Origin of the sequence: Streptomyces sp. 351MFTsu5.1 (genome assembly GCF_000383655.1) — a bacterium.
GTDB lineage: Bacteria > Actinomycetota > Actinomycetes > Streptomycetales > Streptomycetaceae > Streptomyces > Streptomyces griseorubiginosus.
This window is the reverse complement of the sequence record NZ_KB911775.1, coordinates 456625-477185: the sequence shown is the minus strand read 5'-3', so window position 1 is coordinate 477185 and position 20561 is coordinate 456625. Positions and strand designations below refer to the sequence as shown.

The following is a 20561-nucleotide window of genomic DNA, read 5'->3' as shown; positions in this document are numbered from 1 at the left end:
GCTGCTCCATGTGCCCTCCCCGGGCGCCCCCTAGACCGGCCGCTGCAACACGGTCAGGCTCCGGTCCACCAGGCTGAGCCGGTCCCCGGCCTGCACCTTCGCCCCCGTGCCGGGCGGCACCCCGTCCGGGCGGGCGGTGTCGACCACGACCTCCCACTGCCGGCCGTGGTTGACCGGCACCACGAAGTCGAGCGTCTTCGGCGAGGCGTTGAACATCAGCAGGAACGAGTCGTCGGTGATCCGCTCCCCGCGCGGGCCGGGCTCGGAGATCGCGTTGCCGTTCAGGAACACCGTCAGCGCCGAGGCCTGCGCCCGGTCCCAGTCCCGCTGGGCCATCTCCTTGCCCTCGGGGGTGAACCAGGCGATGTCGGAGAGCTCGTCATGGGTGCCCTCCACGGGCCGGCCGTGGAAGAACCGGCGGCGCCGGAAGACCGGGTGGTCCCTGCGCAGCCACACCATCGCGCGCGTGAACTCCAGCAGCTCACTGCTGAGCCCCGCCTCCTCGGCCCCGTCCGGCCACTGCACCCAGGCGATCTCGCTGTCCTGGCAGTAGGCGTTGTTGTTGCCGCCCTGGGTGCGGGCGAGCTCGTCGCCGTGACTGATCATCGGCACACCCTGGGAGAGCATCAGGGTGGCGACGAAGTTGCGCATCTGCCGGGCGCGCAGCTCCCGCACCGCCGGGTCGTCGGTCTCGCCCTCCACCCCGCAGTTCCAGGACCGGTTGTGGCTCTCGCCGTCCCGGTTGTCCTCCCCGTTGGCCTCGTTGTGCTTGTCGTTGTACGAGACCAGGTCGCGCAGGGTGAAACCGTCGTGGCAGGTGACGAAGTTGATCGAGGCGAGCGGCCGCCGCCCGTCGTCCTGGTACAGGTCGGAGGAACCGGTCAGCCGGGACGCGAACTCCGCGAGCGCGCGGCCCTCGCCCCGCCACAGGTCCCGTACGGTGTCGCGGTACTTGCCGTTCCACTCCGTCCACAGCGGCGGGAAGTTGCCCACCTGGTAGCCGCCCTCGCCCACGTCCCACGGCTCGGCGATCAGTTTCACCTGGGAGACCACCGGGTCCTGCTGCACCAGGTCGAAGAACGACGACAGCCGGTCCACCTCGTGGAACTGCCGGGCCAGGGTCGCCGCCAGGTCGAAGCGGAACCCGTCGACATGCATCTCGGTGACCCAGTACCGGAGCGAGTCCATGATCAGCTGAAGGACGTGCGGGGACCGCATCAGCAGGGAGTTCCCGGTGCCGGTGGTGTCCATGTAGTACCGCTGGTCGTCGGTCAGGCGGTAGTACTGCGGGTTGTCCAGCCCCTTGAAGGACAGCGTCGGGCCCAGGTGGTTGCCCTCGGCGGTGTGGTTGTAGACGACGTCCAGGATGACCTCGATCCCGGCCTCGTGCAGCGCCCGGACCGCCGACTTGAACTCCAGGACCTGCTGGCCGCGGTCGCCCCAGGAGGCGTACGCGTTGTGCGGGGCGAAGAAGCCGATGGTGTTGTAGCCCCAGTAGTTGTTCAGGCCCATGTCGACCAGACGGTGGTCGTTCACGAACTGGTGGACCGGCATCAGCTCCAGCGTGGTGACGCCGAGCTCCACCAGGTGCTCGATGATCGCCGGGTGCGCGAGAGCGGCGTAGGTGCCGCGCAGCTCCTCGGGCAGCCCCGGGTGCCGCATGGTGAGGCCCTTGACGTGCGCCTCGTAGATCACCGTCTCGTGGTAGCCGATCCGGGGCCGCCGGTCGTCGCCCCAGTCGAAGTACGGGTTGACCACGACCGACGTCATGGTGTGCGGCGCCGAGTCGAGGTCGTTGCGCCGGTCGGGCGCGTCGAAGTGGTAGCCGTACACCTCCTCGCCCCAGCGGATCGAACCGCTGACCGCGCGCGCGTACGGGTCGAGCAGCAGCTTCGACGAGTTGCAGCGCAGGCCGCGCTCGGGAGCGTACGGGCCGTGCGCACGGAAGCCGTAGCGCTGTCCGGGCATCACGCCGGGCAGGTACGCGTGCCGCACGAACGCGTCGCTCTCGCGCAGTTCCACCGCCGTTTCCGAGCCGTCGTCGTGCAACAGACACAGCTCTACTCGGTCCGCGGCCTCCGTGAAGACCGCGAAGTTGGTACCGGCGCCGTCGTACGTGGCACCGAGTGGATACGCCTCTCCAGGCCAGACCTGCATGGAACGACTCTTTCAGGTGTCACGCGCCCCGTGTGGCGCCTTGGGCTCGAGTGTCCACGAAAGTGATGGAACCACCTATGACTTACGTCCCTCTTACCCAGCGACCGGCGCACAGGACGATCACAGGACCGCCCTGGGCCGAACCATTGGGGCATACACGTACTCCCGGAGTTCGCCGGGGAGTAGGGGGAAGATGTGCGCAAGATAGTGCACCGCCACCTCGGGAAGGTGGTGGCAGGTGCGGCCATCGCGGTGGCCGGGACCGCCGTGATGATCGGGATCACCCTGCCGGGCACGGCAGGGGCGGACGACGACCCGGGGGGCGGCACGACAGCCGCAGGTCGGTCCGCGGCGCAGGCCGGAGCGGGCCGGGACGGGGCGGTGGCGCCCGGGGTCGTCGAGCAGGCGCCCGCGGCCGAGGGGGAGAAGGGCAAGGGCCGCGACCCGCTCACCGACGACGAGATCAAGCGGGTCGAGCAGCTCGCCGTGAACCGGCAGATGTTCGACACCAGTGAGGACGTCGAGGGCGAGCGCGGCCCCCAGCGGCTCACCGTCGACCTCGCCGACCCGAAGGCCGACGAACTCGACGACCCGAACGCGCCCCGGCGCGCGGACGTCACGTTCTACGACTACCGGGACGACACCCTCGTCACCAAGACCGTCGACCTCGCCACCGGCAAGGTCGTCGCGACCGGCACCCAGCACGGCGTGCAGCCGCCGCTGAGCAGCGCCGAGTACGCGGAGGCCGCGAGCCTGCTGATCGCCGACCCGCTGGGCGCGGACCTCAAGGCCGACTACAAGGACGCCACCGACAAGGCACTCACCGACCCGAACCAGCTGCTGCTCACCGGCGCGGTGTACCGGGCGGTCCCGGGCGGCCAGCCGGCCGTGCTCGACAAGTGCGGCGAGCACCGCTGCGTACGGCTGTTCCCGAAGGTGAAGAACGGCCCCTGGATCGACGCCAGGGCCTTCGTGATCGACCTCAGCGCCCGCAAGATCGCCAAGCTCGCCGGCTGAGCCGCGCCTTTTCGTCCACTTTTCCCACCTGCTCCTTCCGCAAGGGAGTCATCTCTTCATGCGTGTCAACAGAACCAGCCGCGCGCGCAGGCACGCGGCCCTCGGCGTTTCCGTGGTCGCGCTGGCCGCCGGTGTCACCACCGGCGCGGGACCGGCCGCCGCCCAGCCGAAGGCCGCCGCCGCGGCCGCCGCGGAGTGCAGCTCCGCCTACAAGATCGAGCAGAAGCTGTCCAGCGGCACGACCTGGAGCATGTGCTGGCGCTACGACAGCAAGGCCGGGCTCGTCCTGGAGGACATCTCCTACCAGCCCAAGGGCGAGGCCGCGCCCATCAAGGTCCTCAACAGTGCCCGGCTCGGCCAGATCCACGTCCCCTACGACGACGGCAGCGTCGAGTACGACGACCTGACCGGCTTCGGCTTCGCGCAGGGCCTGATGAACCTGGACCCGGGCGAGTGCCCCGGCGGCACCATCAAGAAGGTCAAGGTCCCCGACTCCTGGGACCCGGACCAGCCGGACGTCAGCGGCCTGTGCACCACGACCCGCTCCCGCGGCCACGCCTACCGCATGCAGGGCGACAGTGCCAACAAGGTCTACCAGGCCCAGGGCAAGGACCTGCTGGTCTACTCGGTCAACCAGGTCGGCTGGTACGAGTACATGACCGAGTGGCGCTTCCAGGACGACGGCACCATCACCATGAACCTCGGTGCGACCGGCAGCCTCTCCTACTACGACTACGACGCCGGCGACGGCCGCGGCTGGCCCATCGGAAAGGGCCCCCGCGCCCAGGCCACCAGCCACAGCCACAACGCGTTCTGGCGCCTGGACTTCGCCCTCGACGGCTCCTCCAAGAACCGCGTCGAGCAGTACGACTCGACGGTCACCGCCGCGGCCCCGGGCCAGCAGGCGCCGAGCACCAAGACCACCCGCACCCCGGTCACCAAGGAACTCGCCGGCGACGCCAAGAGCTACCGCTGGTGGCGGGTGGTCAGCGCGGTCGGCAAGAACAAGGACTGGCACCCGCGGTCGTACGAGATCGTCCCCGGCCCGAGCACCAAGTACCCGGGGCGCAGCTTCACCAAGCACGACGTGTACTTCACCGAGTACAACGAGTGCGAGCAGTTCGCCAGCAACAACCCCGGCAACTGCGGTGCCGGGGCGGGCAAGTCCGTCGACAAGTGGGTCAACGGCCAGACGCTCACCCACCCGGTGGTCTGGATGAACGTGGGCTTCCACCACATCGCCCGGGACGAGGACCAGCAGCCCATGCCGGTCCACTGGCAGGGATTCTCCATCGCCCCGAGGGACGTCACGGCTATGAATCCGCTCACTCCGGCCGAGCTCGCCGGACAGAACGGACAGTGGACGCCCGGTAGTTGAGATTGACCCTGTCCATCCGGCTGCACCGCCGACCGCTCCCGGAGTACCCTTCCTTGATCGTTGGGTGGGGAGACCCTCCGGGTGGCACCCGGGGGAGCGGAAGGCGGTGCGCGGGTGGGCTCGGGAGGGCTGGAGTTGCCCCCTGGTGACGAGGGTCACGAGGGGAACTCCCAAGACGCCCCGCCCGGCACGGTGTCCCTGGCACGGCCGATGGACGCGGGAGCGACGATCGGGCCGGAGCTGGACTGGGACGCCGAAGCCTGGCGTGAGGTGCGTACCCGCGCGCAGCGGGCGGGGCGGGCCTACATCTGGCTGAACCTCGTCGAGCAGCGGCTGCGGGCCGTCGTGGCCGCCGTGCTGCGGCCCATCTACGAACCCGTCCACGGCCACGACGACTGGGTGGTGGCCGCGGCAGGACCCGCCGGGCAGGAATGGGTCCAGCGCGCGGTGGCCGTCCGTGAGGTCAGCCGCCGCAAGGGCTATCTGCTCGACCCCGCCGACGACAACGTCCTCAGCTTCCTCACCCTGCCCCAGCTGCGCGAGCTGATGGTGCAGCACTGGCCGTGCTTCGAGCCCTACTTCGACGAGCGCCGGGACGTCGAACTGGCCCTGGACGAGCTGGAGGTGACCCGCAACGTCGTCTCCCGCAACCGCGCCCTGTCCGAGGCGGTCCTCGGCCAGGCCGAGCGCGCCTCCGCCAAGCTCCTGGAGATACTCGGCGCCGGCGGTGACGTGCCGTCCGCCCGGCGGCTGCCCGTGGACGCGGTCGAGGACCTGGTCGGCGACCGGTACGCCGACGTGGTCGCCGTCCACCCCGACCGGGTGCGGCTGCTGCGGCAGTTCCCCGCGGAGGACATCTTCGGCGGCGCCCGCCGTCTCGACGCCGTCGGCATCGGCCTCAACCTCCTCGTGCAGAACTTCTCCGGCCGCCGCCTGGTGCGGCTCGCCGAGGCCGGCTGCCGGGTGCGGCTGCTCTTCCTGAACCCGGCCTCCAGCGCGGTCAAGCGGCGTGAGCGGGAACTGGGCATGAAGCGGGGCGAGTTGAGCCGCGCCGTCGAGATGAACATCCTCCACATGCGCCGGGTGCGCTCCCGGCTGCGCGACCCGGGTGCCTTCGAGATCCAGGTCTACGACGACACACCCCGCTTCTCGGCCTACCTGGTGGACGGCGACGGCACCGACGGCATAGCGGTCGTGCAGTCCTACCTGCGCCGGTCCCGGGGCATGGAGGCACCGGTGCTCGTGCTGCGCAACGGCAACCGGGTGGTGAAGGCGGGCGACGTGGACGACATCGGGCTCTTCCCGACCTACCGCGAGGAGTTCGAGACGAACTGGGTCGATTCACGCCCGGTGTCCTGAACTGTCCGGAACGGCAGGGCCGGTAAGCGGAACGCGGCCGTCTGATTGTCAGTGGCGCATGGGAAGGTGGAGACCACTGGGGGAAAGCACCACCACGAAGGGGGACCGCCCATGGGCTGGCACCAAGAGCTGCTGATCGGTTTCGACCTGGAGACCACCGGCACCGATCCGCGCGAGGCGCGCATCGTCACGGCAGCCGTGATCGAGGTCAGGGGCGGGCAGCCCATGGGGCACCGGGAGTGGCTGGCCGACCCGGGCGTCGAGATCCCGGCCGACGCCGTCGCGGTCCACGGCATCAGCAACGAGCGGGCGGCCGGCGAGGGCCGCCCCGCCGACCAGGTCGCCGACGCCGTCGCCGACGTCCTCACCACCTACTGGAAGACCGGCGTCCCGGTCGTCGCGTACAACGCCGCCTTCGACCTGAGCCTGCTCTCCGCCGAACTGCGCCGGTACGGCCTGCCGTCCCTGCGCGAGCGCCTGGGCGACCTCGACCCGGCTCCGGTCATCGACCCGTACACCATCGACCGCTCGGTGGACCGCTACCGCCGCGGCAAACGCAACCTCGAAGCGGTCTGCACCGAGTACGGCGTCGCCCTCGACGCGGCCCATGACGCCTCGGCCGACGCCCTCGCCGCGGCCCGGCTGGCCTGCGCGATAGCCGTCCGCCACCCCAAGGTCGCCGCCCTCGGCCCGGCGGAACTGCACCGCCGCCAGATCGAGTGGTACGCGCAGTGGGCGGCGGACTTCCAGGACTTCCTGCGCCGCAAGGGCGACGCCACCGCGGTGGTCGACGGCACCTGGCCACTGCGCGAGCCGGCCGACGAGACGGTGTGAGGGACCCTCACGGGAGCAGAGCCGGCGGGGTGGGCGCCGTGGTGCCGGTTGATGGCGGCCCCGGGCACCCGATGTCCTCCTCGGTGGGCTGAACTTCCGCGCTGCGCGGGGCGGTCGCGCGGTGGGCGCGCTCCACGGTCTGTCCCCAGTAGGTACCCGTGACCATCAGGACCGCTCCCAGCCCGGTCAGTACGGTGAAGTGCTCGCCGCCCAGCGCCACACCGACCGCCGCGGCCCAGATCGGCTCCGTGCCCAGCAGCAGACTGGCCCGGCTGGCCGAGGTGCGCTGCACGGCCCAGGTCTGGGCGAGAAACGCGAACACACTGCAGAACAGGGCCAGATAGAGCAGCTGGGTCCAGGTGGCGGTGTCCGTACGGGCCAGGGTCGGCAGGTCCCGTGCGGCCGGGACCAGGAACAGGCCGGTGCCGACGAGGGTCTGCACGGTCGTCAGGTGCAGCGGCCGTACCGCCCGGCCCGCGGTGAGCCGGCCGACCAGCGCCACATGGCCCGCCCGGACCACGGCGGCGCCGAGCATCAGCAGGTCGCCGAGGCGGGGCGCGTGGAAGCCGTTGCCCGCCATGAGGAGCCCGACGGCCAGGACGCACAGGCCGGCGGCGGCGTAGAAGACCGGCGGCAGCCCGCCCCGCTGACCGCCGCGGTCGAGAAGGGGGGTGAGCACGATGGTCAGACTGATGATGAGGCCGGCGTTGCCGGCGCTGGTGTGGGCGACGCCATAGGTCTCGACGACCAGCACGGCGGCCTGGGTGAGGCCGAGGGGCAGTCCCGCCCGCAGCTCCTCCCGCGTCCACCGGCGAGGCCCCCGACCGGGAGCGGCTACGACCACCCCCAGACACGCGAGCGCGGACAGGGCGTAGCGCGCGAACAGGACGAGCAGGACGGGAAGAGCGGCGGTGGCGGTCTGGGCGGACAGGTAACTCGAACCCCAGACGAGCGCGACCAGCAGGAGTACCGCGTCGGTACGGCGGGCGTCGGACACCCGACCCACCCTGCACCCCGCCGTCCCTGAAGCCCAGAACCATTTTCTTCAACGATCTTTCAGTACTCCTACACTGTTGTGATGGACGAACGTCAGCTGCGGATCCTGCGGGAGCTGGGCGAACTGGGGAGCGTCACCGCGGTCGCCGAGGCGCTGCTGGTGACCCCTTCGGCTATCTCGCAGCAGCTGCGGCTGCTCCAGCGCTCGGTGCGGGTGCCGCTGACCGAGCGCGACGGACGCCGACTGGTCCTCACCGACGCCGGCCAGGCCCTGGCGGGCGCGGCCATCGAGGTGGAGACGGCCCTGGCGCGCGCCCGGCACACGGTCGAGGAGTTCGCCGACCGCCCCGACGGCGAGGTCTCGGTGGCGGCGTTCCACAGCGCGGCCGCCGCGTTCTTCCCACCGCTGCTCCAGGCGCTGGCCGGGACGGACGGCCCGGTGCCGAGACTGGCCGACGAGGACGTCCCGCAGGAGGACTTCCCGCGCCTGACCCGCGCGTACGACATCGTCCTGGCCCACCGCCTGGAGCACGCCCCCGCCTGGCCGCCCACGGTGACCGCCACCACGCTGCTGCGCGAACCCCTGGACGTGGCCATGCCCGCCGACCACCCCCTGGCCGCCAAGCGCCGGGTCACCCCGAAGGACGTGGCCGGCGAACCCTGGATCACGGTCCACGACGGCTTCCCGGTGATGGCCACCATCGAAGCGATCTCGGCCGCAGCGGGCCACCGCCTCCACCTGGCCCACCGCATCAACGAGTTCGCGGTGGTGGCGGAGGTGGTGGCGGCGGGCGGCGGCCTGGCGTTGATGCCCAGGTGGACGATGCGCCGCCATCCGGCGTTGGTGCTGAGACCCCTCAGCGGCGTCCAGGCGAGACGCCACATCGACGCGCTGTACCGCCCGGAGAGAACGGCGAGGAGGGCGGTCAGGACGGTTTTGGCGGAACTGAAGAAAGCCGCACTCTCGATTCAGGGTGAGCAGAGTACTTAGGGGCGCGGGGCTGTATCGATCTGCGGCTCCGCCGCGGGGCGCGACCAGCCACAACGAACCCGCACCCGCCCTAGAACGGATACCACCGCACAGCCGAATCCCCGTCCCGCAAAGAACGCACCCTCCGCTCGAACTCCACCAACGCCTTCGGATTAGTGGGCGCATGCTGCGCCACCCACGCACAACTCGCCGTCTCCCGAGCCCCCCGCAACACCGCACACCCCTCCCACTCCCGCACATCCCACCCGTACGCGCCGGTGAACGCGTCATAAGCGGCCGCAGGCACCCCGTACCGGTCCCTGGACAACGCCATCACCACCAGATCGTGCTCGCGCAGATCCGAGGAGAAGGTCTCCAGGTCGACGAGGACCGGCCCGGACGGCCCGACATGCACATTCCTGGGCAGCGCGTCCCCGTGGATCGGCCCCGGCACCAGATGCGGCGTCACCGCTGCCGCCGCCCCCGCGAATCCGTCCCGCCGCTGCCGCAGATACTCCGCGTCGGCGGCGGAGATGGCGTCCCCCGCGAGCCGCAGCCACCGCTCGACACCGCCGAGCAGGTCCCGCGGCGGCAGGGCGAAGGGCGGCGTCGGCAGCGCGTGCACCACCCGCAGCAGTTCGGCCAGATCCCGCGGCTCGGCGGGCCGTACGGCGTCCGGCAACCGGTGCCACACCGTCACCGGGTGCCCCTCGACCAGCCGGGCCTTCGGCTCGGCCGCGCGCACCGCGGGCACCCCCGCCTCCGCGAGCCACACCGCGATGTCCAGCTCCCGGCGCGCCCGGTCGAGGAGTTCGGCGTCGCGGCCGACCTTGACGACCAGGTCACCGGCGGCGAACACGGCGTTCTCGCCGAGCGCGAGCAGCGGTGCCGAGGCCGGCAGCACCCCCGCCGCGTCCAGTACGTCCCGTGCCCGTGCCTCGTCCATCGTCCGGCCTCCAGTCGCCGTAGGTCCGCGTGCTCGGCCACGCCGGCGGGAACGGCGTGATCGGGCCAATCATCGGCCAGTCTCGCATCAGCACAGGTCGGCCCGTGTGCGCGGAGCCTTGACGGGGCACGGCGTGGTCACGACCATGACGGGGCCCACCTGGACCCGGACCGTCACGAGCCGCGCGAAGGAGCCGATCACGTGACAGTGGTGACCGCGACGAAGCGGCCGGCGCGGGACGCCCCGCGCGCCGGGAGCAGGCGGACGTCCGACCGGGGCGCCTGGTTCCTGGTGCTGCCCGCGCTGATCCCGATCCTGGTGCTCAGCGTGGGGCCCCTGCTCTACGGGATCCTGCTGGCCTTCACCGACGCCCAGTCCGGCCGGACCCGGGCCACGCAGTGGATCGGCGGCCTGAACTTCCAGGACCTGCTGCACGACACGCTGTTCTGGGAGTCGTTCCGGATCGGTCTGGTGTGGGCGGTCGGCGCGACCGTCCCGCAGTTCCTGCTGGCGCTCGGGCTCGCCCTGCTCCTCGACCAGGACCTCAGGCTGCGCTGGCTCGCCCGTGCCCTCGCGATCATCCCGTGGGCCATGCCGGAGGTCGTCGTCGGTGTGATGTGGCGGCTCGTCTACAACCCGGACGCCGGTGTCCTCAACGAGACGCTGCGCACCCTCGGCCTCGGCGACGGCCGGGACTGGCTGAGCGGCCTGTCCTCCGCGCTGCCCGCCGTGATCGTCGTGGGGGTCTGGGCCGGGATGCCCCAGACGACGGTCACCCTGCTCGCCGGCCTCCAGAACACCCCGCGCGAACTCCACGAGGCCGCCGCGATGGACGGCGCGGGCGCCTGGCGCCGGTTCCGCACAGTGACCTGGCCCGTCCTGAGACCGGTTGCGCTCGCGATCACCGCGCTGAATTTTATTTGGAACTTCAACTCGTTCGCCCTGGTGTACGTGCTGACCAGCGGGGGTCCCGGTGGTCGGACCCGGCTCCCGATGCTCTTCGCCTACGAAGAGGCCTTCCGCTACGGCCAGTTCGGCTACGCGGCCGCGATGGGGCTGGTGATGGTCGCGGTGATCTCCCTGCTCCTCGCGCTCTTCCTGGTGGGCCGGATCAAGGGAGGCGAGGAGGCATGAGGACCAGCACCGCCGGCCGCGCCGGCCAGTACGCCGCCCTCCTCGGATATCTCGTCTTCCTCGCCTTCCCCTTCCTCTGGCTGGTCTCCACCGCCTTCAAGTCCCCCCGGCAACTGGGCAGTCTGCATCCCACCTGGATCCCGCGGCACCCCACCCTGGACAACTTCCGCCAGGCCTTCGACGAACAGCCCCTGCTGCGCGCCGCGGGCAACTCCCTGCTGGCCGCGCTCGCCGCCGCCGTGATCGCCGTGCTCGTCGCGACGCCGCTCGCCTACGTCATGGCCCGGCAGCGCACCCGGCTCGCGAGGGCCGCCACCGGCTGGGTGGTGGTCAGCCAGGCCTTCCCGCTGGTGCTGGTGATCATCCCGCTGTTCCTCGTGCTCAAGGAGCTGCGGCTGATCAACTCCCTGGCGGGGCTGGTGATGGTGTACGTCGTGTGGGCGCTGCCGTTCGCGCTGTGGATGCTCGTCGGATACGTCCGTGCCGTGCCGACCGAGCTGGAGGAGGCCGCCGCAGTCGACGGGGCCGGACGCCTAAGGACCCTGGTGTCGGTGACGGCACCCCTGCTCGCGCCGGGAATCGTGGCGACGGCGCTGTTCGCCTTCATCACCGCGTGGAACGAGTTCTTCTTCGCGCTGGTCCTGCTGAAGACCCCGGAGAAGCAGACGCTGCCGGTGGTCCTCACCCACTTCATCGGCGCGGAGGGCGTCGCCGACCTGGGCCCGCTCGCGGCCGCCGCCTTCCTCGCCACCCTCCCCTCGCTGATCATCTTCGCGATCATCCAACGGCGGATCACGGGCGGTATGTTGGCCGGGGCGGTGAAGAGCTGATGCGTGAAGAGCTGATACGCGCACGGTGGATCGTCGTCCTGATGCTGCTCCTCGCCGGCTGCACCCACGGCGCCGACGGCTCCGGCACGGGACCTGTCACCCTCCGTTTCCAGTCCCTCGCCTGGCAGGAGGAGTCCGTCGCGGCCAACAAGGAGCTAGTGAAGGAGTGGAACGCGACCCATCCCCAGGTCAAGGTCGATTACGTGCAGGGGAGTTGGGACAGCGTGCACGACCAGCTGCTCACCTCCTTCGAGGGCGGGGAGGCGCCGGACATCATCCACGACGCCTCCGACGACCTCGCGGACTTCGCCTACGGCGGCTACCTCGCCGACCTGAGCGACCTGCTGCCCGCGCGGCTCAAGTCCGGCATTCCGCAGCACAGTTGGGACACCACCACCTTCGGCGACGGGGTGTACGGCGTGCCGTTCCTCCAGGAACCCCGCGTCCTGATCGCCAACGCCACCTGGCTGAAGGAGTCCGGCGTACGCGTCCCGACCGCCGAACACCCCTGGAGCTGGCCGGAGTTCCGGCAGATCACCGCAAGGCTCAGCGGTGCCGGAAAGTACGGTGTGGCCTGGCCGCTCAAGGAACCCGTCTCCGCGACCCTCAACCTCTCCCTGTCGGCGGGCGGACAGCTCTTCCACCGGGGTGCCGACGGCAAAGTGACCATCCGCTTCGAGCAGGCCGACGAGACCGTGCCGCGCACGATCCACGACCAGGCGAACACCGACCACAGCGCGTCACCCACCACCCTCGGCAGCGGCGGCTCCGACACCCTGCCCGGATTCTTCGGCGGCAAGTACGCGATGGTCCCGCTCGGCTTCTCCTACCGCCAGCAGATCGCGCAACAGGCGCCCAAGGGCTTCCGGTGGCAGGTGCTGCCCGCCCCGGCCGGCGCCGACGGGCTCACCCAGGGGGTCAGCCCGCAGACCCTGTCCGTCGCCGAGGACAGCCCGCACAAGAAGGAGGCCGCCGCGTTCATCGACTTCCTGCTCCGGCCGAGGAACATGGTCCGGCTGGCGCTCGGCGACTGGATGCTGCCGACCGGCACGGAGGCCCTCGGCGACCCCGCCCTGCACACCGCGAAGGACGGCTGGGCGACGGGAACCGCCCTCGCCCCGCACCTCCGCCCGGCGCCCGCACAGTCGGTGCGCGGCTACCCCGAATGGAAGGACAAGGTGGCCACCCCCGCCTTCCAGGAGTACTACAGCGGTGCCATCGGCCTCGGTGAACTGCGGAAGCGGCTGGAGGAGGACGGAAGCCTGGTGCTCGCCCGCTACCAGCGCTGAAAACCGGTTGCCCGGGCCGACGGGGCCCGCCTAGCGTTCCGTCCGTGGCAGCGAACAACGCGATCATCTCGACCGGTCCCGGCCGGGGCAGTGCGCATTCCCAGCGGAAGCGCCGTGGCCCCGGAGCCCTGACCGGTCCGGGGAGCCACGCCCACCGCCGCTGATCGCCCGCGGCCAGGTTCGTCCCGCACACACTCTCCTGTCTTCCGGTCAGGGCCTTCGTCTGCCCTTCTCCCCCTTCCGGAAGACAAGGACCGCAGGCCATGGCCCGCCCTCCGCGCGTTTCTCGCGCGCTCTCGCAGAACTTCCTCACCGACGCCCGCGCCGCCGCGCGCCTGGCCGACATCGCCGTGTCCGACCGGGAGGCGTTGCTTCTCGAAGTCGGTGCGGGGAAAGGCGCGTTGACCGAGCATCTCGCTCCGCGATGCCGTCGGTTGCTCGCGTACGAGATCGACGACCGGCTCGTGCCGACCCTGACTGCACGCTTCTCCGCGCTGCCCCAAGTCCAGGTCGTGGCCGGGGACTTCCTCCGGGCCCGGCCTCCCCGGACGCCCTTCTCCGTCGTCGGCAACGTGCCGTTCTCCCGTACGTCGGCCGTCGTCGACTGGTGTCTGCGGGCACCGGCCCTCACCGACGCGACCCTCCTCACCCAGCTCGAGTACGCCCGCAAACGCACCGGGGACTACGGGAGGTGGACCCTGCTGACGGTACTGAGCTGGCCCCGGTACGAGTGGCGGCTGGTGGGTCGGGTCGGGCGGTACAGCTTCCGGCCGGTGCCGCGGGTGGATGCCGGGATCATCAGGATCGAGCGCCGCCGGACACCGCTCCTCGCCCCTGCGGTCGAGCGTGGATGGCGGCACCTGGTCGAGCTCGGGTTCTCGGGCGTCGGCGGCTCGCTGCACGCCTCCCTGTGCCGGGGCCGCCCCCGCCGCCTAGTGGACGCGGCCTTTCGCCATGCACGGCTCGACCCCGCCGTACTCGTGGGTGAGGTGTCGCCCGAGCGGTGGCTTCGGCTGCATGAGGTGCTGGTCCGTTAATGAAGTGTACGAGACGTCTCGTCTCGTCTATGCTTCCCGGCATGACCAGCCGCTCGCACATCGCCATGTTCTCCACCGCCAACCACGGGCACGTGAACCCCAGTCTGGAAGTGATCCGGGAACTCGTCGCGCGCGGGCACCGGGTCACCTACGCCATTCCACCGCTGCTCGCCGAGAAGGTCGCCGAGACCGGGGCGGAGGTGAAGCCCTGGAACTCCACGCTGCCCGGGCCCGACGACGACCCGTCGGCCTGGGGGAGCGAGCTCCTCGACCACGTGGAGCTCTTCCTCGACGACGCCGTCCAGGCCCTGCCGCAGCTAGCCGAGGCCTACGCCGGTGACGTACCGGATCTCGTCCTGCACGACATCACCGCCTACCCGGCCCGTGTCCTCGCCCACCGCTGGGGCGTCCCGGCGATCTCCCTCTCGCCGAACCTCGTCGCCTGGGAGGGATACGAGGAAGAGGTCGCCGAACCCCTGTGGGCCGAGCCGAGGAGCACCGAGCGGGGACAGGCCTACTACGCCCGCTTCCAGGGGTGGTTGGAGGAGAACGGGATCGCCACGCACCCGGCCCCCTTCGTCGGCCGCCCCGACCGCTCCCTCGTCCTGATCCCGAAGGCGCTCCAGCCGCACGCCGACCGGGTCGACGAGGCGGTGTACACCTTCGTCGGCGCCTGTCAGGGCGACCGCGCCGCGCAGGGGGAGTGGCAACGGCCGGACACCGCAGACAAGGTGGTGCTCGTCTCCCTCGGCTCCTCCTTCACCAAGCGGCCCGAGTTCTACAAGGAGTGCCTGCGGGCCTTCGGCGACCTTCCCGGCTGGCACCTCGTGCTCCAGATCGGCGCCCACGTGGACCCGGCCGAGCTGGGTGCCGTACCGGCCAACGTCGAAGTGCGGTCGTGGGTGCCGCAGTTGGCGATCCTCCGGCAGGCCGACCTGTTCGTCACCCACGCCGGCGCGGGCGGCAGCCAGGAGGGACTGGCGACCGCCACACCGATGATCGCCGTACCGCAGGCCGTGGACCAGTTCGGCAACGCCGACATGCTCAGCGCCCTCGGGGTCGCCCGACGGATCGACACCGAGGACGCGACCGCCGAGGCGCTGCGCGAGGCGGCGCTCGCGCTCGTCGACGACCCCGAAGTCGCCGGGAAACTCAAGGAGGTTCAGGCGGAGATGGCCCAGGAGGGCGGCACGCGTAGGGCGGCCGACCTGATCGAGGCCGCACTGCGCGCATGAGTGAGGGCCCGTTGGCACCCCGGTCGCCAACGGGCCCTCGGTATCAGGGGGTTCATCCAGCCCCGCGCAGGGGGTTCAGCCCCGCCCGGGAGGGATCAGACCCTCACGCGCTCACCCTCGTCGTCCCGGGCCGCCGTGGGCCCCGCCACGGCGTCCGCGGACTCGTCGTGGGTGAGGTCCGGCAGCCGGTTCAGCCACTTCGGCAGATACCAGTTGCGCTCGCCGAGCAGGGCCATGACCGCCGGGAGCAGCACACCCCGGATGATCGTGGCGTCGATGAGCACCGCGGCCGCGAGGCCCACGCCCATCTGCTTCATGGACTGCATGGACAGCGTGCCGAAGATCGCGAACACGGCGACCATGATGACGGCCGCGCTGGTGACGACACCGGCCGTGGTGACCACCCCGTGCTGGATCGCGTCCCGCGTCGTACGGCCCCGCAGCCGCGCCTCGCGGATCCGCGAGACCACGAACACGTGGTAGTCCATCGACAGGCCGAACAGGATCACGAAGAGGAACAGCGGCAGCCAGGTGATGATGGCGCCGACGCCCTCCGCGCCCACCAGGGACGCCCCCCAGCCGTGCTGGAAGACCGCGACGAGGATGCCGTAGGCCGCGCCCACCGACAGCAGGTTGAGCACGATCGAGGTGATCGCGACGGTCAGCGAGCGGAACGACAGCAGCATCAGCACGAAGGCGAAGATCACGACGAACGCGAACACCGGGACGACCGCTCCGGTCAGCTGGTCGTTGAAGTCCTTGGACCCGGCGACCTGTCCGGTGATCGGCGCCTGGACCCCTTCGACCTTGCCGAGGGTGGCCGGACGGACCTCGTCGCGCAGCTTGTCCAGGCTCTGACCGGCCTTGTCGAAGTCGGAGCCGCCCACGAGCGGGACGTAGACGAAGGCGAGGTTCTGGGCGTCGTGCAGCTTGATCTCGACCGGGCCCCGGGAGGCGCCCGAGGAGATCGCCCGCGCCTTGAAGTCGGCCAGTGCGGCGGTGACTTCGGGGGCGTTGATGTCGGCGGCCCTGACGACCACCTCGGCCGGCTCGGAACCGCCGGGGAAGGAGGCGTTGACCCGGTTGTAGGTCTGCACGATCGGCAGCGAGTCGCCGAACTCCTGGTCCAGGGTGAGGTTCTGGGTCTTCATGCCGAGCGCGGGCGCCGCGACGGCGAGCAGGGCACCGGCGGCGACCACGACGCAGAGGAGCGGCTTGGCGAGGACGCCCTTCAGCACGGCGGTCCAGAAGCGGCTCTCCCGGTTCCCGGCCCGCTTGCGGCGCAGCCGGCTCTCCGGGTGCAGCCAGGGGATCTTGCCCTTCTCGACGTGCTCGCCGAGGAGGGAAAGCAGCGCGGGCAGCACGGTCACCGAACCGACCATGGCGACCGCCACGACCATCAGCGAGGCCAGGCCCATCGCCTCGAACTCGGCGAGCCCGGTGAACAGCATCCCCGCCATCGCCACGCACACCGTGACACCCGAGACGATGATCGCGCGGCCACTGGTGGCGGCGGCGATCCGCAGGGCGGTCCCGGCGTCCCGCCCGGCCTGCCGCTCCTCGCGCTCGCGGCGCAGATAGAACAGGCAGTAGTCGACACCCACGGCCAGACCGACCAGCAGCATCACCGAGTTGGCGGTGTCGCTCATCGGCATGACGTGGCTGACGATGCCCATCAGACCCATCGTCGCCATGATCGCGCTGACCGCGAGCAGCACCGGCAGCAGGGCCGCGACCAGCGCGCCGAAGGCGATGAGCAGGATGCCGAGGGCCACCGGCACGGCGGAGAGCTCGGCCTTCTCGAAGTCGTCGCCGAACGCGTCGGAGAACGTCTTCTGCATGCTTGCGCCGCCGATCTCCTCGATCCGCAGCGACCCGTGCTCCTTCTGCACCCCCTCGACGGCCTTCAGCACCGGCTCGACCCGGTCGCCCGCGGTGTCCGCCTCGCCGCGCATGTCGAACTGCACGAGCGCGCTGCGACCGTCCTTCGAGATCGTCCTCGTGTCGTACGGCGAGGTCACGTCGGTGACCTCGCCGGTGCCCTCGACCGCCTTCATCACCGCGGCGACGGCGGCCCTGAAGTCCGCGTCGGTCGCCTTGCCGCCGGCGTCCTTGGCCTGGATCAGCACCGTCTCACTGGCCGGCTCGTCGATCCCGGCGTCCTCGATGATCTTCGCGGCGGTGTGGGTCTCACCCTTCAGCTGGTCGCTCTCCTTGACGTCGACCCGGCCCGCGGCCGAGCCGATTCCCATCGCCAGGACGACGAACAGCACCCAGATCCCGACGGCAGCCCATCGGTGCCGTGCGCTCCAGCCGCCGGCCCGGGCGGCCAGGCCACGCACCCTTGTGTCTCCGTTCCCCATGACGGGCTTGCCCCCTCGGAACCGGTGACAGCCCCCTGCCGTCACCTCTCGTTTCGAAGGTATGAGCTGGATAAACCCGTCTCGTCGTGCTCTCCGGTGAAGTCCGGAGGCGGCCGGGTCCTCCGGAGGGACCGCGTGCCCTCCGTACTGGGGAGGATCGTGACCCTTACATCTAACGGGCCTTCTGCGGGGCGGTGATCGGGGTCGGCGGTCCGGGCCGTCCTACGCTGTGCCCATGACGACCACGTACGCGGCGCTGCTGCGCGGAATCAACGTCGGAGGCAGCAGGAAGGTCCCCATGGCCGACCTGCGCACGCTGATGGAGGGGCTCGGGCACAGCGGTGTGCGCAGCTACCTCCAGAGCGGCCAGGCCGTCTTCACCGCCGACCACGGCGACGAGGAGTCCCTGGCCGCGGAGCTCACGGGCGCGATCGAGAAGCGGTTCGGCTTCGCGGTCGACGTGATCGTCCGCGACCACGCCTACCTGAAGGGCATCGCCGACAACTGTCCCTTTCCGGCGGCCGAGTTGGAAGGCAAGCAGCTCCACGTCACCTACTTCTCCGGCCCCGTCGACGCGGACCGCTTCGCGGAGATCGACCAAGCGGCCTACCTGCCCGAGGAGTTCCGTCTCGGCGACCGCGCCCTGTACCTCTACGTCCCGGACGGCCTCGGCCGCTCCAAACTCGCCGAACACCTGTCCAAGCCCCGGCTGAACAAGGGCGTGATCGCCACCAGCCGGAACTGGAACACGGTCGTCAAGCTGGTGGAGATGACCGGTGCGTGATCGTGCCGAGGCCGTCGATGTCGTCATGGCGAGGGAGCTGAGCTTGCTCGACCCCGAGGTGCGGGCCTCGCCGGAGCTGGTGGGCGCGCTGCTGCACCCCGAGTTCCACGAGTTCGGCGCGTCCGGTCGGCACTGGGACCGGGCGTCGATCATCGCGGCCCTTGCCGGCATCACGGACCAGGGGTCCGGACCGATCGTGGCGACCGGCATGAAGGGGGTGCAACTGGCGCCCGAACTGGTCCACCTGACCTTCGACACGGAGCACAACGGCAGCCGCGCGCACCGCAGTTCACTCTGGCGCCACACGCCGAGCGGCTGGCTGCTGTACTTCCACCAGGCGACGCCGTACGCGGGGTGACGCCGTTCGCCCGTGATCCACGGCGGCGGCTCGGTTCGCGGAGTACCCACCGGGCCGTCACCGGCCGAAGGCCCTGTGCGAGGCTCCTTCCATGCGCTACATCATCATCGGGGCAGGGGCGGTCGGTGGGGCCGTCGGTGGGCGGCTCGCCGGGGCCGGGTGCGAGGTCGTGCTGGTCGCTCGCGGGGCGCAGTACGCGGCGCTCCGGGACGGGGGACTGCGACTGCGGGTGCCGGACGGGGAGTTCACCCACCGGCTGCCCGTCGTGGACGGGCCGGCCGGACTCGGCACCCTGCGCGCCGACGACGTGCTCGTCCTCGCCGTGAAGACCCAGGACACCGAGGCCGCCCTCGCCGCGTGGGGCCCGGCCCCGGTCGAAGGCGGCGGCACGGCGGCCGGACGGCTGCCGCTGCTGTGCGCGCAGAACGGCGTGGAGGGCCAGCGGATGGCCCTGCGCCGGTTCCGGCACGTGTACGGCGTCTGCGTGTGGCTGCCGGCCACCTTCGTGGAGCCCGGGGTCGTCTCCGCCGCGGGCAGCCCGCTCACCGGCATCCTGCACCTGGGCCGGTATCCGCGGGGCACGGACGAGACCGTGCGCCTGATCGCCGACGACCTGGAGAAGGCGAGGTTCGAGGCGCCGGTCGTGCCGGACCTGGCCCGCTGGCAGTACGCCAAGCTGCTGGCCAACCTCGCCAACGCGGTGGAGGCGGTCACCGGTCCCGTCGAGGGCGGGGCGGCCCTGGAGTTCGTGGAGCGGGTCCGGGCGGAGGGCGCGGCCGTGCTCGACGCCGCCGGGATCGCGTACGCGAGCGCCGAGGAACAGCGCGCGCTACGCGGCGACAAGGTCACCCTGCTGCCCCTGGCGGACGCCCCGCGCGGTGGCGGCTCCTCCTGGCAGTCCCTCGTCCGCGGCACCGGCACCGTCGAGGCCGACTACCTCAACGGCGAGATCACCCTCCTCGGCCGCCTCCACGGCGTACCGACCCCTCTGAACGAACTCCTCCAGCGCCTCGCCAACACCTTCGCGCGGGAACGCAGGGAGGCCGGATCCATGCCACTGGCCGAGCTGCTGAGGCTTGCTGACGAGGCCGTTGCCGCCGCAGCCGAGTGAACGCGCCTCACGCACTCACGGACAGCCGCAGACCCCGCGCCGACGCCGCGTCGTACCGTCGCAGCACCACCCGCGCCACCTCCGGCGCCGCCCCCAGCACCTCGGCCAGGACGTCCGCGTCCGCCGCGCCCCGCGCGATGCGGTCGGGCAGGAAGCCGGGGGCCAGGACATAGGGCGCCACGGCCACCCGCGCACACCCCAGCGCCCGGAGTTCCCGCACCGCGTCCTCGGTGCGGGGCAGGGCCGCGGAGGCGAACGCAGGTCGCACGGCGCACCAACCGGTGTGCCGCCACTCCCGCGCGATGTCAGCGATCACTGCGATCGCCTCCGGGTCGGTGGACCCCGCCGAGGCCAGCACGACCCCGGTCGAGGACTTGTCGGCGGGCGTCAACCCCGCCTCGTACAGCCGCCGTTCGAGCGCCGACAGGAGCAGCGGGGACGGGCCCAGCACCTCGGCCTGCCGGATGCGCAGCTGCGGCGGCGCGTCCCGCAGCACCGCGGGGATGTCCGCCTTGGCGTGGAACGCCCGCGTCAACAGCAGGGGCAGTGCCACCACGTCACGGACGCCCTCCGCCGCCAGCGACTCCAACACCCCCTGCACGGAAGGGATGTTGAAGTCCAGGAAGCCGGTCTCCACCCGCACGCCCGGGCGCAGCGCGCGCACCCGTCGTACGAGAGCGTGCACCGTCGCGGCGTGCCGCGGGTCGCGGCTGCCGTGGGCGATTACCACAAGGACGGGGCGGACCGGCTTCGTACGACGCAT

At 71.2% G+C, this 20561-nt stretch carries 17 protein-coding genes and 1 pseudogene; 13 read left to right on the top strand and 5 right to left on the bottom strand.

Translation table 11 applies throughout. From position 1 onward, the window contains the following. Positions 1-30 precede the first annotated feature (30 nt). Positions 31-2157 carry a glycogen debranching protein GlgX gene (glgX, locus tag H295_RS0102080; protein WP_020133686.1) on the bottom strand — a complete coding sequence of 709 codons (2127 nt, stop codon included), beginning with the start codon at positions 2155-2157 and terminating at the stop codon, positions 31-33. Positions 2158-2352: 195 nt separating this feature from the next. Between glgX and H295_RS0102075 the strand changes: the two genes are divergently transcribed. The 4 genes from H295_RS0102075 (at position 2353) to H295_RS0102060 (ending at position 6745) form a co-directional block, all read left to right on the top strand. Next, on the top strand, positions 2353-3174 hold the full coding sequence (locus H295_RS0102075; protein ID WP_020133685.1) for a hypothetical protein: 822 nt from the start codon (positions 2353-2355) through the stop codon (positions 3172-3174). Between the two features lie 58 nt (positions 3175-3232). Further along, positions 3233-4552: a copper amine oxidase gene (locus H295_RS0102070; protein ID WP_020133684.1), complete on the top strand. Its 1320-nt coding sequence runs from the start codon at positions 3233-3235 to the stop codon at positions 4550-4552. Positions 4553-4666: 114 nt separating this feature from the next. Next, the gene (locus H295_RS0102065) at positions 4667-5911 is read left to right on the top strand and encodes an SAV2148 family HEPN domain-containing protein (RefSeq protein WP_078616538.1); all 1245 of its coding nucleotides are present in this window, start codon (positions 4667-4669) and stop codon (positions 5909-5911) included. A 111-nt stretch (positions 5912-6022) separates the two neighbouring features. Then, positions 6023-6745: a 3'-5' exonuclease gene (locus H295_RS0102060; protein WP_020133682.1), complete on the top strand. Its 723-nt coding sequence runs from the start codon at positions 6023-6025 to the stop codon at positions 6743-6745. A gap of 7 nt (positions 6746-6752) precedes the next feature. Here H295_RS0102060 and H295_RS42620 read toward each other — a convergent pair whose 3' ends face one another. Continuing rightward, positions 6753-7742 carry a DMT family transporter gene (locus tag H295_RS42620; RefSeq protein WP_020133681.1) on the bottom strand — a complete coding sequence of 330 codons (990 nt, stop codon included), beginning with the start codon at positions 7740-7742 and terminating at the stop codon, positions 6753-6755. Positions 7743-7823: 81 nt separating this feature from the next. On the opposite strand from H295_RS42620, the gene H295_RS0102050 reads away from it, so the two are divergent. After that, positions 7824-8732, top strand: coding sequence for a LysR family transcriptional regulator (locus H295_RS0102050; RefSeq protein WP_020133680.1), 909 nt, complete (start codon positions 7824-7826; stop codon positions 8730-8732). A gap of 70 nt (positions 8733-8802) precedes the next feature. Here H295_RS0102050 and H295_RS0102045 read toward each other — a convergent pair whose 3' ends face one another. Beyond that, positions 8803-9657 carry a phosphotransferase enzyme family protein gene (locus H295_RS0102045; RefSeq protein WP_020133679.1) on the bottom strand — a complete coding sequence of 285 codons (855 nt, stop codon included), beginning with the start codon at positions 9655-9657 and terminating at the stop codon, positions 8803-8805. Between the two features lie 201 nt (positions 9658-9858). On the opposite strand from H295_RS0102045, the gene H295_RS0102035 reads away from it, so the two are divergent. The 5 genes and pseudogenes from H295_RS0102035 to mgt all read left to right on the top strand — a co-directional run bounded on the left by H295_RS0102035 (position 9859) and on the right by mgt (position 15182). Next, the gene (locus H295_RS0102035; RefSeq protein ID WP_020133677.1) at positions 9859-10791 is read left to right on the top strand and encodes a carbohydrate ABC transporter permease; all 933 of its coding nucleotides are present in this window, start codon (positions 9859-9861) and stop codon (positions 10789-10791) included. Next, on the top strand, positions 10788-11621 hold the full coding sequence (locus H295_RS0102030; RefSeq protein WP_020133676.1) for a carbohydrate ABC transporter permease: 834 nt from the start codon (positions 10788-10790) through the stop codon (positions 11619-11621). Before H295_RS0102035 ends, H295_RS0102030 begins: the two co-directional genes overlap by 4 nt. Then, the gene (locus H295_RS0102025; protein ID WP_020133675.1) at positions 11621-12910 is read left to right on the top strand and encodes an ABC transporter substrate-binding protein; all 1290 of its coding nucleotides are present in this window, start codon (positions 11621-11623) and stop codon (positions 12908-12910) included. Before H295_RS0102030 ends, H295_RS0102025 begins: the two co-directional genes overlap by 1 nt. Before the next feature lie 263 nt (positions 12911-13173). Then, on the top strand, positions 13174-13947 hold the full coding sequence (gene erm, locus H295_RS0102020) for an ErmE/ErmH/ErmO/ErmR family 23S rRNA (adenine(2058)-N(6))-methyltransferase (protein ID WP_020133674.1): 774 nt from the start codon (positions 13174-13176) through the stop codon (positions 13945-13947). Next, a pseudogene (mgt, locus tag H295_RS0102015) lies at positions 13928-15182 on the top strand (macrolide-inactivating glycosyltransferase). The gene erm and the pseudogene mgt overlap by 20 nt, the downstream one beginning before the upstream one ends. A gap of 95 nt (positions 15183-15277) precedes the next feature. On the opposite strand, the gene H295_RS0102010 reads toward mgt, so the two are convergent. Then, positions 15278-17545, bottom strand: coding sequence for an MMPL family transporter (locus H295_RS0102010; RefSeq protein ID WP_028808965.1), 2268 nt, complete (start codon positions 17543-17545; stop codon positions 15278-15280). A 235-nt stretch (positions 17546-17780) separates the two neighbouring features. Between H295_RS0102010 and H295_RS0102005 the strand changes: the two genes are divergently transcribed. The 3 genes from H295_RS0102005 (at position 17781) to H295_RS0101995 (ending at position 19798) form a co-directional block, all read left to right on the top strand. Beyond that, positions 17781-18329: a DUF1697 domain-containing protein gene (locus H295_RS0102005; protein WP_020133671.1), complete on the top strand. Its 549-nt coding sequence runs from the start codon at positions 17781-17783 to the stop codon at positions 18327-18329. Next, positions 18322-18687, top strand: coding sequence for a nuclear transport factor 2 family protein (locus H295_RS0102000; protein WP_020133670.1), 366 nt, complete (start codon positions 18322-18324; stop codon positions 18685-18687). The genes H295_RS0102005 and H295_RS0102000 overlap by 8 nt, the downstream gene beginning before the upstream one ends. 91 nt (positions 18688-18778) lie before the next feature. After that, complete coding sequence (locus H295_RS0101995; protein ID WP_020133669.1) at positions 18779-19798, top strand: ketopantoate reductase family protein; 1020 nt, start codon at positions 18779-18781, stop codon at positions 19796-19798. Positions 19799-19805: 7 nt separating this feature from the next. On the opposite strand, the gene H295_RS0101990 is transcribed toward H295_RS0101995, so the two are convergent. Continuing rightward, entirely contained in the window at positions 19806-20561 is a 756-nt protein-coding gene (locus tag H295_RS0101990; RefSeq protein ID WP_043216863.1) for a sirohydrochlorin chelatase, read from the bottom strand.

Excerpts from the sequence above, each read along its gene's own strand:
- erm (WP_020133674.1), top strand. The coding sequence starts at position 13,174 with ATGGCCCGCCCTCCGCGCGTTTCTCGCGCGCTCTCGCAGAACTTCCTC.
- H295_RS0102045 (WP_020133679.1), bottom strand. The coding sequence starts at position 9,657 with ATGGACGAGGCACGGGCACGGGACGTACTGGACGCGGCGGGGGTGCTG.
- H295_RS0102010 (WP_028808965.1), bottom strand. The coding sequence starts at position 17,545 with ATGGGGAACGGAGACACAAGGGTGCGTGGCCTGGCCGCCCGGGCCGGC.
- H295_RS0102025 (WP_020133675.1), top strand. The coding sequence starts at position 11,621 with ATGCGTGAAGAGCTGATACGCGCACGGTGGATCGTCGTCCTGATGCTG.
- H295_RS0102005 (WP_020133671.1), top strand. The coding sequence starts at position 17,781 with ATGACGACCACGTACGCGGCGCTGCTGCGCGGAATCAACGTCGGAGGC.
- H295_RS0101995 (WP_020133669.1), top strand. The coding sequence starts at position 18,779 with ATGCGCTACATCATCATCGGGGCAGGGGCGGTCGGTGGGGCCGTCGGT.
- glgX (WP_020133686.1), bottom strand. The coding sequence starts at position 2,157 with ATGCAGGTCTGGCCTGGAGAGGCGTATCCACTCGGTGCCACGTACGAC.
- H295_RS0102060 (WP_020133682.1), top strand. The coding sequence starts at position 6,023 with ATGGGCTGGCACCAAGAGCTGCTGATCGGTTTCGACCTGGAGACCACC.
- H295_RS0101990 (WP_043216863.1), bottom strand. The coding sequence starts at position 20,561 with ATGCGTCGTACGAAGCCGGTCCGCCCCGTCCTTGTGGTAATCGCCCAC.
- H295_RS0102050 (WP_020133680.1), top strand. The coding sequence starts at position 7,824 with ATGGACGAACGTCAGCTGCGGATCCTGCGGGAGCTGGGCGAACTGGGG.
- H295_RS0102070 (WP_020133684.1), top strand. The coding sequence starts at position 3,233 with ATGCGTGTCAACAGAACCAGCCGCGCGCGCAGGCACGCGGCCCTCGGC.
- H295_RS0102030 (WP_020133676.1), top strand. The coding sequence starts at position 10,788 with ATGAGGACCAGCACCGCCGGCCGCGCCGGCCAGTACGCCGCCCTCCTC.